This is a genomic window from Streptomyces pilosus, from assembly GCF_014649835.1.
Taxonomy (GTDB): Bacteria; Actinomycetota; Actinomycetes; order Streptomycetales; family Streptomycetaceae; genus Streptomyces; species Streptomyces pilosus.
Window position 1 is genome coordinate 272,858 of the sequence record NZ_BMTU01000004.1, and the last position, 16,838, is coordinate 289,695.

The window sequence follows — 16,838 nt, forward strand, 5'->3', positions numbered from 1 at the left end:
ACGCCCGTGTGCCGGGCGAGCGGCGCCGGCCGAGGGGGGTCCGCAACCTCAAATGTTGCTCTGAAGGCCGGCCCCGCGGGGTTCGGGGGCGAGCCGCGGGGCCATACCCCCCACACGTCCCGGCACGGGGCGTGAGGGGGCCGGCGGGGAGTGCCGGGCGGAGGAGGGGACGGGGATGGATCTGAGGCTGGGGACCGGAATCGGGTGGCGGCCGGAGATCGCGGACACGGTGGAGGGGATGCCGGGGATCGACTGGGTCGAGGTGGTCGCCGAGAACGTCTGTCCCGGCCATCTGCCCGAGTCGCTGCTGCGGCTGCGCCGGCGCGGGGTGACGGTGGTGCCGCACGGGGTCTCGCTGGGGCTCGGCGGGGCCGAGCGGCCCGACGAGGGACGGCTGGCCGCCCTCGCCGAACGGGCCGAAGCGCTCCGCTCGCCGCTCGTCACCGAGCACATCGCGTTCGTACGGGCCGGCGGGGCGCCGACCGCCTCCCCGCCGATCGAGGCCGGGCATCTGCTGCCCGTGCCGCGCACCCGTGACGCCCTGGACGTGCTCTGCGAGAACGTCCGGATCGCCCAGGACGCGCTGCCCGTGCCCCTCGCCGTGGAGAACATCGCCGCGCTCATCTCGTGGCCCGGCGAGGAGATGACCGAGGGACAGTTCCTCTACGAGCTGGCCGACCGCACCGGCGTACGGCTGCTCATCGACGTCGCCAACCTGCACACCAACCACGTCAACCGGGGCGAGGACCCGGCCCGGGCACTCGCCGAACTGCCCCTGGAGGCCATCGCCTATGTCCACGTCGCGGGCGGGTTCGAGCGGGACGGCGTGTGGCACGACAGTCACGCGCACCCCGTCCCGCAGCCGGTGCTGGACGTCCTCACCGACCTCGCCTCCCGCGTGTCCCCGCCCGGGGTGCTGCTGGAGCGTGACGAGAACTTCCCGGACGCGGCGGAGACGGAGCGGGAGTTGACCGCGATCCGGGACGCGGTCGTCAAGGGGTCGGAGAGCAGGCAGGCTTCTCCGGCCGCGCCCGCCGGCGCCCGGCCCGCGTCGCGGCGGGGCTCCGTCGACGCGGCGCGGCAGCGGCTCGCCCTCGCGCAGACCGCCGTGCTCTCCGCGCTGGTCGCCGGGACACCCGTGCCGGAGGGGTTCGACCGGGGGCGGATGGCGGTGCAGGCGCGGGCGCTCGCCGCCAAGCGGGCCGACGTCGTCGCCAAGGTCGCGCCCGAACTGCCGGTGCTCCTCGGGGAGGGGTACCGGCCGGCCTTCCTGGCGTACGCGCGGACGCGGCCGATGACCGGCGGCTACCGGCGGGACGCGATGGACTTCGTGGAGGAACTGCTCCTCGCCCGGCGGCCGGAGGACGCGCGGGCGCGGCGCGAGCTGCGGGAGTGGTGGCGGGAACGGTCGGGGCCCGCACCCCGGTCGGGCAGGCCGGCGGTGCGGCTGGTGCGGGCCACGCGACGGGTGCTGCTGCGGCGCTGAACCGCGCCGGCGCCGCGCGGCCGCGCGGCCGCGCACACCCGAGCGGAACGTCACATACCGACAACACTGCGTCCGGATCGTGAACAGGGCATGGTGTTCCCGCGACCGTGTCGCTTACAAACAACTCATGTTCTGGGTCCCGCTCCTGCTCCTGGCCTGGGCCGTCGCCGGTGTGGCGGGCCTGCGGCTGTGTCTGTCCGCCGTGCGCGGCGCCGCCGCGTCCACCGGCGGTCGCGGCGCCGCGGAGGGGCGCGGTCTGACGCTGTACGAGGCCGCCTTCCTGTCCGGCGGTCCCGGCCGGGTCGCCGACGTCACGCTCGTCGCGATGGCGCGTCAGCGGCGGCTGCTGCTGGCGCACACCGGCTGGGCGACGGTCGTCGACCCGCGCGGGCGGGACGACATGGAGCGCTCGGTCCTCGGGGCCATAGGGCCGGGGGGACAGTCGCCCATCGCCCCGGTGCGGGCGGCCGCGGCGACCGCGGATCCCGTGCGCGGGATCGCGGAGCGGCTGGTCGGCGCAGGTCTGGCGGTGCCGGACGGTGCCGGCACGACCGTCGCGGACGCGGTGCGGCAGGTGCGGCTCGCCGCGGCGGCCGTGGCCGGGCTGGCGGTGACCGCGCTGCTCATGCCGGTCCCGTCGGACGTGCCGCGCCACCTGGTCGCCCTGTGGTTCGCGCTGCCGCTGATCCTCACCCTCGGCTGCCTGGCCATCGCGCGGTTCGAGGCCCACCCCTACTCGCGCTGGGCCTCCCCCGCGGGTCAGCGGCTGCTGGGCGCGCTGCCCCGGGAGGCCGGCGGCGGGGACGACCGCGCGTACCTCACCTCCGTCGCGGTACGCGGCGTCCACGCGGTGGGCGAGCCGGAACTGCGTGCCGCCTTCGCGCACCGCGAACCGCGTCCGGGGCACTGACGACACACCCGGCGAAGGGTGCTTGCGGTGCTTGCCTCACACCCCCGCCACCCGAAACATCCCTTTTGTCGCCGTTGTGCACCGAAGGGATCGCCGATGAGAACCGCCGCCGTCCATGTGGCCGCCGGGTCCATGCTCCTCACCGCCCTGGCCGCCGCCCCGGCCGGCGCCGGGACCGACGCAGCGCCCCTCGCGGCCGAGCTGCGCGGCACCGTGGTGGCCGCCGCCCGCGCCGCCGACCGGGGCATCGACTTCGGCGCCTGCCCCGCCGCGCAGCAGCTTCCGGGCACCGTCCGCTGCGGCACGGTCCGTGTCCCGCTCGACTACGCCCGCCCGGACGGCGCGCAGCTCGAACTCGCCGTCAGCCGGGTCCGGGCCACCGGGAAGGACCCGGACGACGGCAGGCGCGGGGTGCCGCGGCAGGGCTCCCTGGTCCACAACCCGGGCGGGCCGGGCGCCGACGGCACGTACTTCCCGATGATGGGCGCGCTCCCCGAGTGGAAGCGCATCGCGGCGGCCTACGACCTGGTCGGCTACGCCCCGCGCGGAGTCGGCCGCTCGGCGCCGCTGTCCTGCGCGGACCCGGAGACGTTCCAGGAGGCCCCCACCGACGCGCCGGCCCACCCCTCGGCCGGGCACAAGCGCGAGCGGATCGAACGGGCGAAGGCGCAGGCGCGCGGCTGCGCCGAGCGGACCGGGGACTCCCTGCGCCACTTCCACTCGCTGAACAACGCTCGCGACCTGGACGTCCTGCGCGCCGCCCTCGGCGAGAACCGGCTGACGTTCCTGGGCTCGTCGTACGGCACGTACCTCGGGGCGCTGTACGCCACGCTGTTCCCCTCGCACGTGCGGCGGATGGTGTTCGACGCGGCGGTGAACCCGGCGCCGGAGCAGGTCTGGTACCGCAACAACCTCGACCAGTCGGCGGCGTTCGAGGACCGCTGGGCGGACTTCCGGGCGTGGGCCGCCCGGCACCACGACGTGTACGGCCTCGGCGACGACGCCCGCGCGGTGCAGGCGAGTTACGAGAAGGCGCGGACCCGGCTGGCGAAGGAACCGGCGGGCGGGAAGGTGGGCCCGGAGCAGTTGCAGGCGGCACTGCTCCGGGCCGCGTACTACGACGACCTCTGGCCGCACCGCGCGCGGGCGCTGTCGGCGTACCTGAAGGGCGACCCCGGGCCGCTGGTCGAACAGGCGCAGACCTATCCGGAGGCGGCGGCGGAGGCGGAGAACGCGCGGGCGGTGTACCTCGCCGTGGAGTGCAACGACGCGCCCTGGCCGGCCGACTGGGCGGTGTGGGACCGGGACAACACCCGGCTCGCGCGCCGGGCGCCCTTCGAGACCTGGGCCAACGTGTGGACGAATCTGCCCTGCGCCTACTGGGAGGGGCCCCGGCAGCGGCCGCTGGACGTGCGTGCGGGGCGCGGCGAGCTGCCGCCCACGCTGATCCTGGCCGCCGAGCGGGACGCGGCCGCCCCCTACGACGGCGCCCTGGAACTGCACCGGCGGCTGGCCGGTTCGGCGCTGGTGACCGAGCGGGACGCCGGCAGCCACGGCATCGCGGGCGGCCCCAACGCCTGTGTGAACGGGCACCTGGAGGCGTACCTGCTGCGGGGCCGGGTCCCGGGACGGCACGCCTCCTGCGCCCCGCACCCGGAGCCGGAGCCGGGGCCGCGGACCCGGCCGGTGGAACGGCCGGGACCGCGCTAGACACCCGTCCGGGACCGCGTCCGCGCGCCACCCGGACGGCGCCCGTGGGCCCGCCCGGCGGGCAGGCCCATGGGCGGTCAGGCCAGGCCCGCGACCAGGTCGGCGACGTCCTTGCGGCGGCCCGTGTAGAACGGCACCTCCTCGCGGACGTGCATCCGGGCCTCCGAGCCGCGCAGGTGGCGCATCAGGTCGACGATGCGGTCCAGTTCGTCGGCCTCGAAGGCGAGGATCCACTCGTAGTCGCCGAGCGAGAAGGAGGCGACCGTGTTGGCGCGCACGTCGGGGTAGCCGCGGGCCATCTTGCCGTGGTCGGCGAGCATGCGCCGGCGGTCCTCGTCGGGCAGCAGGTACCAGTCGTAGGAGCGCACGAAGGGGTAGACGCTCACGTAGTTGCGGGGCGTCTCGTCGGCGAGGAACGCCGGGATGTGCGAGCGGTTGAACTCGGCGGGGCGGTGCAGCGCCATGTTCGACCAGACCGGCTCGAGCGCGCGGCCGAGCCGGGTGCGGCGGAAGAGGTTGTACGCCTCCTGGAGCCGGTCGGCGGTCTCCGCGTGCCACCAGATCATGAGGTCGGCGTCCGCGCGCAGACCCGACACGTCGTAGGTGCCGCGGATCGTGACGTCCTTGGCGGCGAGCTGGTCGAACAGCTCCTGGACCTCTTCGGCGTACCCGGCGCGGTCCTCGGGCAGCACGTCCTTCAGCTTGAACACCGACCAGAGGGTGTAGCGGATGACCTCGTTGAGGTCCTTGGCCAGCTTGCCCTTGTTGGGGATGCGGTCGGGGGTGGTGGCGTCGTCACTCATGGGCCTCATTCTCCTGCTCCGCCGTGGAGGCTTTGCACCGGGTGGGCGGTGAGCTGCTGCACACCGCGCAGGTCACCGTGGATCTGGTCGGCGGCGGCGTACGCGCTCGCGATGCACGCGGGGACGCCGACACCGTCGTAGGCCGCGCCGCACACGGCGAGCCCGGCGAGGCCCGCGAGGTGTGCGCGGACCCGGCCCACGCGCGCGTGGTGGCCGACGGGGTACTGGGGCAGGCCGTCCTGCCAGCGGGTCACGCGGGTGGCGACCGGGGCGGCGGTCAGGCCGGTGGCCGCCTTCAGGTCGTGGCGGGAGACCTCCACGAGGCCGGCGTCGTCACGGTCGAGGATCTCCGTCTCGCCGTGGCGGCCCACCGAGGTGCGCAGCACGACCAGGTCCGGGTTCTCCCCGGCGATCCAGCCCCACTTGTGGGAGGCGAAGGTGGACGCCTTGATGGTGTGCCCGTCGACGGGCGGCACCAGGAAGCCGCTGCCCTGGGGAAGGTCGGTCTCCGCGCGGCGGTAGGCGAGGGTGATCAGCGCCATGGAGGCGTACTCCACACCGGCGAGTTCGGCGGCGGCGCCGGGCGCCTCGGCGCGCAGCAGGGCGGCGGCGGCCGGCGCGGGCACGGCGACGACGACCGCGTCGGCGCGCAGCACCCGCTCGCCGGCGACGACCCGCCAGCCGCCCTCCGGTTCACGGCGCAGTCCGGTGACGGGCGTGCCGGTCAGGATCTCGGCGCCGCGGGCCCGCACGGACTCGGCGACGGCGAGCGGGAGGGTGCCCACTCCCCCGGCGATGCCCATGAACACCGGACCGCTCTGCCCGGCCGCGGCGGCCTTCGCCTGGACCGCCCGGACGCCCTCGGTCAGGGAGGTGTGGGTGCGGGCGGCCTCGAACAGCTGCGGGACCGCCGCGCGCATCGAGATGCGGTACGCGTCGCCCGCGTACACCCCGCCGAGCAAGGGCTCCACGAGACGGTCGACGACCTCGCGGCCGAGGCGCTCCGCCACGTAGGCGCCGATCGCCACGTCGTCGCCGACCTCGGTACGGGGCAGGTCGGCGTCCCGTTCGATCCGGGCGAGCCCTTCGTCGGAGAGCACGCCGGCGAGGGCGGCGGCGGTGCCCGGCACACCCATGACGTGGCCCTTGGGCATGGGGCGCAGGGCGCCGCGGGTCCACAGCGCGGCGGAGGCGGTGGCCGGTGGCTGGAGCCGGTCGGCGAGGCCCACCTCGCGGGCCAGACCGACCGCCTCGGGGCGGCGGGCCAGCAGCGACTCCGCGCCCAGGTCGACGCGGGCGCCCGCGATCTCTCCGGGCAGCAGCTTGCCGCCGACCCGGTCCGAGGCCTCCAGGACGGTGACCCGCGCGCCGCGCCCCAGCAGCCGGTGCGCGGCGGCCAGCCCGGCGATCCCGGCCCCGACGACGACGACCCGCGGCCCGTCGCCCGCATGTGATCCGCTCATGCCTCCACCTTCTCAGACGGCGCCGGCGCTCCCGCCAGGGCCATGTGGCCCCGCCGAGTCCCTACCGTGACCGCATCGGGACCGTCCGGCACCAACGTTTCGCCCCCGCACCGCGTCGAAGGAGCGTCAGTCATCACGACGCAGGGGGAGTTACACATGCGCACACGACGGTCCGTACGACCCGCACAGGCGCTGGCCGGGGTCCTGCTGGCGGCGGCCCTCACGGTCACCGGGTGCAGTGGTGCGGGCGGCGACTCGGGCGGTTCCATGGCCGACGACAAGGCCGCCGTGGCGCCGGAGCGGGGCCAGGGGGCCGCGCGGGACGAGGGCGCCGGGGACGCCGGCGCCGAGCAGGGCGCCCCGGGCGGCTCGGCGGACGGTGCCCCGGCTGCCACGCCGAAGGTCACCGCGAACCACGTCATCCGCACCGCCTCGCTGACCGTGCGGGTGAAGGACGTGCCCGAGGCGCTGGACGAGGCCCGTACGGCGACCGAGAACGCGGGCGGGTACGTCGGTGAGGAGACCACCCGCCGGGACGCGGAGGGACACGAGCACACACGCGCGGTGCTGCGCGTGCCCGTCGCCGGGTACGCGGAGGTCCTCGCCGGTCTCGAGGGGGTGGGCGAGCTGGTCGAGCGGCGCGCGAAGGCGGAGGACGTCACCGGGCAGGTGGTCGACGTGGACAGCCGCGTCGCGTCGCAGCGGGCCAGCGTGGCCCGGGTCCGCGAGCTGATGGACCGGGCGACGAAACTGAGCGACGTGGTCACCCTGGAGGGCGAACTGAGCGTCCGTCAGGCGGACCTGGAGTCCTTGCTGGCGCAGCAGGCGTCCCTGAAGGACCGTACGAGCCTGGCGACGATCACGCTGTCCCTGTCCGGGGCGCCGTCGGAACAGGGCGGGAAGGACGACGAGGGTCCCGGATTCCTGGACGCCCTCGCCGGGGGATGGGAGGCGTTCGTGACCGTGCTGCGCTGGCTGACGGTGGCGATCGGCGCGGTCCTGCCGTTCGCGGCCCTGGCGGCACTGCTGGTCCTGCTGTGGGTGCGGGCCGTCCGCCCCCTGCTGCGGCGGCGCCGTCCGGCCGGGGACGCGGGCCCGCTCCCCGCTCCCTTCCGGCCGGGTGGCGGGCAGGGGAACGGGCCGAACTGAAGGGTCCCGGGCTCCTCGGCGGTCCCTCGCCGTAGCGTGTTCGCATGGACAAGAGCGATGCGCGTGGTGCGAGGGAACGTCTCGTCGTGATCGGTGGCGACGCCGCGGGGATGTCCGCGGCGTCCCAGGCCCGCCGCCTGAGGGGGCCGCACGAGCTGGAGATCGTGGCGTTCGAACGCGGCAGCTTCACCTCGTTCTCGGCGTGCGGCATCCCCTACTGGGTGAGCGGGGACGTCCCCGACCGGGACCGGCTGATCGCGCGCACCGCCGAGGAGCACCGCGCGCGGGACATCGACCTGCGGCTGCGCACCGAGGTCACGGAGATCGACACCGACCGCCGGCGGGTGCGCGCGCGTGACGTGGAGTCCGGCGCCGAGTCCTGGACGTCGTACGACAAGCTGGTGATCGCCACCGGTGCGCGGCCGATCCGCCCTGAGCTGCCCGGCATGGACGCCCCCGGGGTGCACGGGGTGCAGACCCTGGACGACGGGCAGGCCCTGCTGGACACGCTGCGGGTGACGCGCGGCCGCCGCGCGGTGGTGGTCGGCGCCGGCTACATCGGCGTGGAGATGGCCGAGGCGATGATCAAGCGCGGCTACGAGGTGACGGTCGTCAACCGCGGCAAGGAGCCCATGGCGACCCTCGACCCGGACATGGGGCGCCTGGTGCGCCGGGCCATGGAGGGCATGGGCATCACCATGGTCAACGACGCCGAGGTCACCGGACTGCCGACGGGTGACGACGGCCGGGTGCGCGCGGTCGCCACGGAGAGCGCCGAGTACCCCGCCGACGTCGTCGTCCTCGGTATCGGCGTGCGGCCGGAGACGGCCCTCGCCCGGGCGGCCGGGCTTCCCCTCGGGGACTCCGGCGGGCTGCTCACCGACCGATCCATGCGGGTGCGCGGGCACGAGGACATCTGGGCGGGCGGCGACTGCGTCGAGGTGCTCGACCTGGTCTCCGGGCAGCAGCGGCACATCCCGCTGGGCACGCACGCCAACAAGCACGGCCAGATCATCGGGGCCAACGCCGGCGGCGGTTACGCCACCTTCCCGGGCGTGGTCGGCACGGCGGTCAGCAAGGTGTGCGACCTGGAGATCGCGCGCACCGGGCTCCGGGAGAAGGACGCCCGCCGGGCGGGTCTGCGGTTCGAGTCGGTCACCATCGAGTCGACCAGCCGCGCCGGCTACTACCCGGACGCCTCGCCCATGACGGTGAAGATGCTCGCCGAACTGCGCACGGGCCGGCTCCTCGGCGTGCAGATCGTCGGCCGTGAGGGCGCGGGCAAACGGGTCGACATCGCGGCGGTCGCCCTCACGGCCGGTATGACCGTGGACGGGATGACGGCCCTGGACCTCGGCTACGCACCGCCGTTCTCCCCCGTCTGGGACCCGGTCCTGGTGGCGGCCCGCAAGGCGTCGGCGAAGATCGGGGGAACCGGGTAAGGGGGCGGTGCGGCACCCCGCCGGTTCACCCGGTCCCGTTGATCCTCTCGATCGCCTGCCGCGCCTGCTCCGCCGGCGGCCGGGACGGCAACGAGGACACCGACGAGACGGAGGGCATCGAGGCGCCCGACGGCACGGGCGGCGGCTGTTCCCCCGCCGGCTTCGCGTGCGCGGCGGCCCGCGCGGAGCGCAGGCGGTGGCTCACCGCCTCGTCCAGCGTCACCGGCCGCTGCATCTGGGAGGCGAGCCGCCCCGCCTCCTGGCCGAGCCGGGCGACGTCCTCCCAGGGGAGGCGCACCACCAGCGTCAGCTCGGCCTCGCCGTCGGGCAGCGCCTGCATCGCGGGACTCACTCGGTCGTTCATCGCCACCATCCTCACCTCGGCCCCGCGGCGCCTTCCCCGCGCCGCGGACGTCGGGGAGTCATACGTACGCCTGTGCGGCCGCGTTCAGCCGGGCCGCGGATTCGCCCGGCCCCTTCCGGGCACCTGTGCGACGTGGTCATCCCCGTGCACGACGTGAACCCGGCGCGACGCACCCCGTGGGTGACGTACGCGCTGATCGCCGCCAACTTCGTCGTCTTCCTCGCCTTCACGCCCGGCGTCGCCGACTCGCTCACCGGCGGCAGCAGCAGCCTGGCCGAGCTGTGTCACCTCCAGGCGTTCCTGGAGCGTTACGCGGCGGTCCCGCAGGAGCTGATCCACCACCGGATGCCGAACCTGGTGCCCACCGGCGACACGGGCGTGGGCCCCCAGGGTCCGGGATGCGTGGTGGACCGGCCGGGCTACGACAAGTCCCCCGAGCTGAGCGTCCTCACGGCGATGTTCCTGCACGGCGGCTGGCTGCACCTGCTGGGCAACATGCTGTTCCTGTGGATCTTCGGCAACAACGTCGAGGACCGCATGGGTCACGTGCGGTACCTGCTGTTCTACCTCGTCTGCGGCTACGCCGCCGCGTACGGCTTCGCCCTCCTCGACGCCGGCTCGGGCGACCCCCTGATCGGCGCCTCCGGAGCCGTCGCCGGGGTCCTGGGCGCCTATCTGGTGCTCTACCCGAAGGCCCGCGTCTGGGTCCTCGTCCCCTTCCTGATCTTCCTGCCGCTGCGGCTGCCGGCCTGGCTCGTCCTGGGCTCCTGGTTCGTGCTGCAGGCGTTCTACTCCGCCGGCCAGGGAGTGTCCGACGCCGGCACCGTCGCCTACGTGGCCCATGTGGCCGGCTTCGTCGTCGGCACGCTCCTCGCCTGGCCGCTCAGACCCGGCACCCCGCCACCACCGGACCCGCACGGCGTCCGCTTCGGCCGGCAGGCGCGGCGGACCTGATAGCTCAACCGGCTAGCCGGGGAGCCCGCCGGACGCCCCCGGACCGCCGGGCACGCGCAGGGCGATCAGGGCGACGTCGTCGTCGTTGTCGACGGTGAGCTGGTCGGTGAGGACCGTGTCGCAGAACGCCTGCAGGGGCCGGGTGACGGCCTCGGCGGCGTGCCGGCGCAGGCGTTCCAGGCCGGCGGTGAGGTCCTCGGTGCGGCGTTCCACGAGGCCGTCGGTGTAGAGCAGCAGGGTCGAGCCGGGCTCGAGCGGCTGCACGGCGCTGTCGTACTCCGGGTGCGGGACCAGGCCGAGCATCGGGGAGCGGGCCGCGGTCAGGAAGCGCGCGGTGCCGTCCGCCCCGACCAGCAGGGGCGGCGGGTGGCCGGCGACGGAGTAGTGGAGCCGGAGGCCGCCGGCGTCCCCGGGTTCGACGCGGGCCAGGACGCAGGTGGCGGTGCATTCGAGGTACAGGGTCTGCACGGCGATGTCCAGCCGGCGCAGGATCGTCCCGGTGGGTTCCTGGCGGTCCAGCGTGAGGCCGCGGAGCATGTTGCGCAGCTGGCTCATGACGACGGCGGCGGGCAGGTCGTGGCCGGCGACGTCGCCGATGGTGAGGACGGTGGCGCCGTCGCGCAGCGTGAAGGAGTCGTACCAGTCGCCGCCGACCTCGGCGGCCGCGGTGCTGGGCCGGTAGCGGACGGCGATGTCCAGGCCGGGCACGTCGGGCGGGTCGGTGAGCAGGCTGCGCTGGAGGGCCAGGGCCACCTGCCGGGTGCGCTGGTACTCCATGGCGTTGCGCAGGGGGGTGTGCGCCTGTTCCAGGAGGGTGCGCAGCAGGCTGATCTCGGCCTGGCCGAGGGGCGGGCGGTCGCCGCTGGCGGAGGCGGTGACCAGGGCGGCCGTGACGCCGTCGACGACGACGGGGAGCAGGACGACGCTGTTGGCGCCGGGGGGCAGCCACGGTGCGGCGCCGGGCGGGGAGAGGTCCGGCGGGGGCTCTCCGGGCGGGAAGACGGCGTGCACGGGGTCGCGTCCGTCGGCGGCGCGGGCGAGCGGACTGCCCGGGCCGAGGTGCTCCTCCTGGTGCGGGGGCAGGTCCGGCAGCCCGGGGCGGCTGACGGCGGCGACCCGTTCGGCGGTGAGCGGGGTGCCCGGCGGGCGGTGCAGGGCGTGCGGCAGGAGGTGGACGGTGCAGTTGTCGGCGATGTCCGGCACGATCACCTCGGAGAGGGCGGCGAGCATGTCGTCCAGCCGTGCGATGCCGGCGGTGACGGTGGTGGCCCGCGCCAGCAGCTCCTCACGGCGGGTCTCCTGCCACTCCTGCTCGACGTCCGTGCAGGTGCCCACCCATTCGATCACCGTGTCGCCGTCGCGCACCGGCGCGGCGTCGACGGCGAAGTGCCGGTACCCGCCCGTGGCCAGCCGCAGCCGGTAGGTGTGGGTCCAGCGCGGCGTCGGTTCGGTCACCGCCCGGTGCCACGATTCCACGGCGGGGGCACGGTCGTCGGGATGGAGCGCGTCGATCCAGCCGTCGCCGCGGAACTCCTCCCAGCTCTGTCCGGTCACCCGCTCCCAGCCGGGGCTCGGCTCGGTCACCCCGCCCTTGGGGCCGGTCACCCACACGATCTGGGACCCGGCGTTCACCAGGCTGCGGTAGCGCTGCAGCGCGCGGCGGCGCTCCTCGGACAGGACGCGGATCCGTTTCGCGGCGGTGACCTGCTCGGTGACCTCGACCAGCACGCCGAGCACCCCGTGCCGTCCGTCGCTCATCGTGGCGTGGGAGATGCTGAAGGTGAAGTACCGCGTCTCCCTGGAGGGCGCGCCGGGATAGATCAGGTCGACGGGTACGGCGGTGAGCACCTCGGCCGTGCCCGTGGCGAAGACGCGGTCGAAGATGTCGAAGTAGCCGGACTGGGCGAGGTCCGGGAACGCGTCGCGGACGGTCCGGCCCAGCGGGCGGTCGCCGAAGGTCCTGCGGTAGACCTGGTTGGTGTACGCGAGCCGGTGGTCCGGCCCCTGGGTGACCACGACGCCGATGGGGGCCGGGTCGAACATCGCGAGCCTCATGGTGCCTCCACCTGCCCGGTCCCGGGAGCGATCGGTGGGCAGCGTAAGGGCCCAGTACCCCGCCCCCGGGGTCCGACGCGCGCGGGGCGCACGCGGTGGCTCGGCGCGCGGTGGCTCAGCGCGCGGTCTGCGTGTGGACGTACTCCACGAGACGGGTCAGGGCGTCCGCGTCGGTGTTCGGCATGACGCCGTGGCCGAGGTTGAAGATGTGGCCCTCCAGGTCCGCGGCCGAGTCCAGCACCTCCCGCGCCTTGGTCTCGACGGCCTCGCGGCCGGCGAAGAGGACGGTCGGGTCGAGGTTGCCCTGGAGCGCCTTGCCGGGTCCGACGCGGCGGGCGGCCTCGTCCATGGGGACGCGCCAGTCGACGCCGACGACGTCCGCGCCGGCCTCGCCCATGAGCCCCAGCAGTTCGCCGGTGCCGACTCCGAAGTGGATGCGCGGGACGCCGAAGCCGGCCACCGCGTCGAACACCTTCGCGGAGGCGGGCAGCACGGAGCGCCGGTAGTCGGCGGGGGCGAGCGCGCCGGCCCAGGAGTCGAAGAGCTGGACGGCCGAGGCGCCGGCCTCGATCTGCACCTTCAGGAACGCGGACGTGATCTCGGCGAGGCGGTCGAGCAGGTCGGCCCAGAGCTCCGGGTCGCCGTACATCATCGCCTTGGCGTTCTCGTACGTGCGGGACGGGCCGCCCTCGACGAGGTAGCTGGCGAGGGTGAACGGGGCGCCGGCGAAACCGATCAGCGGGGTGGGGCCGAGTTCCCGGGTCAACATCCCGATGGCCTCGGTGACGTAGGAGACGTCCTCCGGGGTGAGGTCGCGCAGCCGGGCGAGGTCGGCGCGGGTGCGGACCGGCTGCTCGACGACCGGGCCGATGCCGGGCTTGATGTCGAGGTCGATGCCGATGGCCTTGAGGGGGACGACGATGTCGCTGAAGTAGATCGCCGCGTCGACGCGGTGGCGGCGGACCGGCTGCAGCGTGATCTCGGTGACCAGTTCGGGGCGCATGCAGGAGTCGAGCATCCCGATGCCCTCGCGCACCTTGCGGTACTCCGGCAGTGAGCGCCCGGCCTGCCGCATGAACCACACCGGCGTGTGCGGCACCGGCTCGCGGCGGCACGCCTTGAGGAAGGCTGAATCCTTGACCGCGTCGTTCTTGACCCCGCCGGGGGTCGCTGTCGGCGTCTGGCCCGTCGGGCTCGCGTTGGCACTCACACCGGCCAGTCTCGCACGACCGGCCCGGCCGTCCGGACCCGAGGTCGTCCGGTACGCGGTGCACGTGGGGCGGGATCCGGACACCCCCGGGCGGCACGGGTGTCCCTCCCTGCGCCGGGGGCCCGTTCCGCTTAACCTTCCCCGCATGGCTGCGGCTCAGGGACGACTGTCGGACGGTGCTGGCGGAATGGACGAACCGAAGGACACCGGGGACGACCTCGGGCACGGAGGGGCACCTCCGCCGCCCTTCCGGGCCGCTGTCGACGCGCTGCGGGGCACGCGGCTGCGGCCGCAGATCGAGATCGATCCCGCCCCCGCGCCGAAGCGGCTCGCCCCGTACGCGTACGCGCTGGAGGCCGCGGTCGTGGACGGCGAGGAGGACCTGGCCGACGGGCGGCTGGTGCTGCTGCACGACCCGGCCGGGCACGACGCCTGGCGGGGCACCTTCCGCCTGGTGACGCTGGTGCGCGCGGAACTGGAACCGGAGATGGCCGCGGACCCGCTGCTGCCGGAGGTGTGCTGGTCCTGGCTGACCGGCGCGCTGTCCGCGCGCGGGCTGGCGTACGGCGAGCCGAGCGGCACGGTGACGCGGGCCGGCTCCCACTACTTCGGCGGACTGTCGGCACGGCCCGCCGCCTCGCAGATCGAGATCCGCGCCTCCTGGACGCCCCGGGAGGGGCTGGGCGGGGTACCGGACACCGGCACGCACCTGGTCGCCTGGTGCGATCTGCTGGCGCAGGTCGCCGGGTTGCCGCCGGCCGCTCCGGGGGACGCGTCGGTCGTGACGCTGCCGCAGCGCCGGGGGCCGCAGTCGCGCTGAGCTTCCCGCTCCGGGCTCCACGCAATCATCGATCGGGATCACTTTGTCGATACGGCCACTTTCGGAAGCGTTGCGACGCAGACCGAAACCGTTCGATCTTCGAATGATCGACCGTGCGTCCGAATTGCCCAGATTGTTACTCACTACTTCGTGATCATTCCCTAAAGGACTCCAGGTTTGCTGCCGAAGACGACTGTGACCTTGAAAGCACGGTTCGTCCCCCAGCACCCCCCACGAGCCGGCCCCGTCCCGCCCCCCAGGAGGCCTGGTGTCCGTTCTCCTCGAGCAGCCCGCAAGCCTGGTCGCCTACCGCCCGAACAAGCCGACCGCCATGGTGGTCGTGGCCGACCCCCGCGTGCGTTCCACCGTCACCCGCCACCTGTGGGCGCTCGGTGTACGCGACGTCATCGAGGCCTCGTCCGTCGCGGAGGCTCGTCCCCGCGTCGGCAACCCCCGTGACATCTGTGTCGCCGAAGTCCATCTGCCGGACGGCTCCGGCCTCACCCTTCTCTCCGAGACCCGCGCCGCGGGCTGGCCCAACGGCCTCGCGCTGTCCGCCGCCGACGACATCGGCGCCGTGCGCAACGCGCTGGCCGGCGGAGTGAAGGGATACGTCGTCACCGGCACCCGTACCAACCTCGGGCTCCCCACCCGGCCCGGTGCCGCCCCGATCGGCGCCGCCGCCGCCCGGCTGCACCGCCGCCCCCCGGGTGCCCCGAGCCACCCGGGCGGCTACCGCGAACTGTCCGGCCGCGAGGTCGAGGTGCTGCGCCTGGTGGCGGAGGGCCAGTCGAACAAGGCGATCGGCGTCTCGATGGGCCTGTCCGCACTGACCGTCAAGAGCCACCTCGCGCGCATCGCCCGCAAGCTCGGCACGGGCGACCGCGCCGGGATGGTGGCGGTGGCCCTGCGCACGGGCATCATCCACTGACCCTCCGATTCCCCGCCCGCTCCCCTCACCGGCCCCCCTTAGAAGCCCGCGCAGGGCGCCCGCCGACCGGCACGGTCGGCGGGCGCCTTCGCGCGCGCCGCGCTCCGGCCGTCCGCCGAGGCCTGTTTTCGCTGGCCGGCGTGGACCTCGCGCGCGCGGGCAGATCGGGCGCCGGGCCGTACGGATACTCTTGACAGGTGACCGACGCCCACGACACCGCAGCAGACCGTTCACTGCGAACCACCGGAGGCGCCCCTCCGGACGACGGCGGATCTTCTGTTACGGAGGCGCCGACTCCGTTGCTCGAACCGCGCGAGGGCATTCCCCCCGTGATCGCCGACGAGGCCGCCCTCGCGGAGGCGGTCGCCGCCTTCGCCGCGGGCCGCGGCCCCGTCGCCGTCGACGCCGAGCGCGCCTCCGGCTACCGCTACGGCCAGCGCGCCTACCTCGTCCAGCTGCGCCGCGAGGGCGCGGGCACGGCGCTGATCGACCCCGTCGCCTGTCCCGACCTGTCCGGTCTGGGCGAGGCGCTGTCCGGCGTCGAATGGGTGCTGCACGCCGCCACCCAGGACCTGCCGTGCCTGCGCGAGATAGGCATGCGGCCGAGCCTCCTCTTCGACACCGAGCTGGCCGGACGGCTGGCCGGGTTCCCCCGGGTCGGGCTCGGCGCGATGGTGGAGAACGTGCTCGGTTTCGTCCTGGAGAAGGGCCACTCCGCCGTGGACTGGTCCACCCGTCCGCTGCCCGAGCCCTGGCTGCGCTACGCCGCCCTCGACGTCGAGCTGCTGGTCGACCTGCGGGACGCGCTGGAGAAGGAACTGGACCGGCAGGGCAAGCTGGACTGGGCCCGGCAGGAGTTCGACGCGATCGCCTCCGCGCCGCCGCCGGAGCCCCGCAAGGACCCCTGGAGGCGCACCTCCGGCATGCACAAGGTCCGCCGGCGCCGGCAGATGGCCGTCGTCCGGGAGCTGTGGGAGGCCCGCGACCGGATCGCCCGCCGCCGGGACGTCTCCCCGGGCAAGGTCCTCTCCGACGCGGCCATCGTGGAGGCCGCGCTGGCCATGCCGGCCAACCACCACGCCCTGGGCGCGCTGAACGGTTTCGGGCAGCGCGTGGGGCGGCGCCAGCTGGAGCAGTGGCAGGCCGCCGTCGACCGGGCGCGGTCGCTGAGCGAGGACCGGCTGCCGCAGCCCGGCCAGCAGGTGGCCGGTCCCCCGCCGCCGCGCGCGTGGGCGGACAAGGACCCGGAGGCCGCGGCGCGCCTGACGGCCGCGCGGGCCGGGGTGAACGCGCTCGCCGAGCGGCTCGGGATGCCGGCGGAGAACCTGATCACGCCGGACACGGTGCGCCGGGTGTGCTGGGAGCCTCCGGCGGTGGCCGGCGAGGAGTCCGTGGCGGCGGCGCTGACCGCGCTCGGGGCGCGGGCCTGGCAGGTCGAGCAGGTCACGCCCGTGCTGGTCGCCGCGCTGGCTGCCTAGTCGCCGTCCGGCGGGTGCCGTCCGGCGGGTGCGGCCGCGTCGTGGCCGCCCGCGCGGTTCCCC

Annotated in this window: 14 protein-coding genes; 9 read left to right on the forward strand and 5 right to left on the reverse strand. The window is 74.8% G+C overall.

Translation table 11 applies throughout. The annotated features are described in order from the left end of the window. Positions 1 to 175: 175 nt before the first annotated feature. The 3 genes from IE118_RS12390 (at position 176) to IE118_RS12400 (ending at position 4,106) form a co-directional block, all read left to right on the forward strand. Entirely contained in the window at positions 176 to 1,486 is a 1,311-nt protein-coding gene (locus IE118_RS12390) for an MbnB/TglH/ChrH family RiPP precursor modification enzyme (protein ID WP_189557852.1), read from the forward strand. 127 nt (positions 1,487 to 1,613) lie between these two features. After that, positions 1,614 to 2,396, forward strand: coding sequence for a TIGR04222 domain-containing membrane protein (locus IE118_RS12395; RefSeq protein WP_189557853.1), 783 nt, complete (start codon positions 1,614 to 1,616; stop codon positions 2,394 to 2,396). A gap of 96 nt (positions 2,397 to 2,492) precedes the next feature. Next, positions 2,493 to 4,106: an alpha/beta hydrolase gene (locus tag IE118_RS12400; protein WP_189557854.1), complete on the forward strand. Its 1,614-nt coding sequence runs from the start codon at positions 2,493 to 2,495 to the stop codon at positions 4,104 to 4,106. A gap of 77 nt (positions 4,107 to 4,183) precedes the next feature. Here the strand turns inward: IE118_RS12400 and hemQ are convergent, their stop codons facing one another. After that, positions 4,184 to 4,909: a hydrogen peroxide-dependent heme synthase gene (hemQ, locus tag IE118_RS12405; protein ID WP_189557855.1), complete on the reverse strand. Its 726-nt coding sequence runs from the start codon at positions 4,907 to 4,909 to the stop codon at positions 4,184 to 4,186. A 5-nt stretch (positions 4,910 to 4,914) separates the two neighbouring features. After that, on the reverse strand, positions 4,915 to 6,372 hold the full coding sequence (gene hemG / locus IE118_RS12410; RefSeq protein WP_189557856.1) for a protoporphyrinogen oxidase: 1,458 nt from the start codon (positions 6,370 to 6,372) through the stop codon (positions 4,915 to 4,917). A gap of 156 nt (positions 6,373 to 6,528) precedes the next feature. On the opposite strand from hemG, the gene IE118_RS12415 reads away from it, so the two are divergent. Both IE118_RS12415 and IE118_RS12420 read left to right on the forward strand, forming a co-directional pair. Continuing rightward, complete coding sequence (locus IE118_RS12415) at positions 6,529 to 7,521, forward strand: DUF4349 domain-containing protein (protein WP_189557857.1); 993 nt, start codon at positions 6,529 to 6,531, stop codon at positions 7,519 to 7,521. Positions 7,522 to 7,565: 44 nt separating this feature from the next. Beyond that, positions 7,566 to 8,963 carry an FAD-dependent oxidoreductase gene (locus tag IE118_RS12420; RefSeq protein ID WP_189557858.1) on the forward strand — a complete coding sequence of 466 codons (1,398 nt, stop codon included), beginning with the start codon at positions 7,566 to 7,568 and terminating at the stop codon, positions 8,961 to 8,963. Positions 8,964 to 8,988: 25 nt separating this feature from the next. Here IE118_RS12420 and IE118_RS12425 read toward each other — a convergent pair whose 3' ends face one another. Further along, complete coding sequence (locus IE118_RS12425) at positions 8,989 to 9,327, reverse strand: hypothetical protein (RefSeq protein WP_189557859.1); 339 nt, start codon at positions 9,325 to 9,327, stop codon at positions 8,989 to 8,991. A gap of 132 nt (positions 9,328 to 9,459) precedes the next feature. On the opposite strand from IE118_RS12425, the gene IE118_RS12430 reads away from it, so the two are divergent. Further along, on the forward strand, positions 9,460 to 10,281 hold the full coding sequence (locus IE118_RS12430) for a rhomboid family intramembrane serine protease (RefSeq protein ID WP_189557860.1): 822 nt from the start codon (positions 9,460 to 9,462) through the stop codon (positions 10,279 to 10,281). A 12-nt stretch (positions 10,282 to 10,293) separates the two neighbouring features. Here the strand turns inward: IE118_RS12430 and IE118_RS12435 are convergent, their stop codons facing one another. Both IE118_RS12435 and hemE read right to left on the reverse strand, forming a co-directional pair. After that, positions 10,294 to 12,336, reverse strand: a complete 2,043-nt coding sequence (locus IE118_RS12435; RefSeq protein ID WP_189557861.1) for a SpoIIE family protein phosphatase — start codon at positions 12,334 to 12,336, stop codon at positions 10,294 to 10,296. Positions 12,337 to 12,451: 115 nt separating this feature from the next. Continuing rightward, on the reverse strand, positions 12,452 to 13,546 hold the full coding sequence (hemE, locus tag IE118_RS12440) for a uroporphyrinogen decarboxylase (RefSeq protein ID WP_189557862.1): 1,095 nt from the start codon (positions 13,544 to 13,546) through the stop codon (positions 12,452 to 12,454). 145 nt (positions 13,547 to 13,691) lie between these two features. Here hemE and IE118_RS12445 point away from each other — a divergent pair, with 145 nt between their 5' ends. The 3 genes from IE118_RS12445 to IE118_RS12455 all read left to right on the forward strand — a co-directional run bounded on the left by IE118_RS12445 (position 13,692) and on the right by IE118_RS12455 (position 16,775). Continuing rightward, positions 13,692 to 14,366 carry a DUF3000 domain-containing protein gene (locus IE118_RS12445; RefSeq protein ID WP_189557863.1) on the forward strand — a complete coding sequence of 225 codons (675 nt, stop codon included), beginning with the start codon at positions 13,692 to 13,694 and terminating at the stop codon, positions 14,364 to 14,366. 268 nt (positions 14,367 to 14,634) lie between these two features. Next, entirely contained in the window at positions 14,635 to 15,297 is a 663-nt protein-coding gene (locus tag IE118_RS12450; RefSeq protein WP_030212648.1) for a helix-turn-helix transcriptional regulator, read from the forward strand. A 197-nt stretch (positions 15,298 to 15,494) separates the two neighbouring features. Next, entirely contained in the window at positions 15,495 to 16,775 is a 1,281-nt protein-coding gene (locus IE118_RS12455) for an HRDC domain-containing protein (RefSeq protein WP_189557864.1), read from the forward strand. The last annotated feature ends 63 nt before the right edge of the window (positions 16,776 to 16,838 follow it).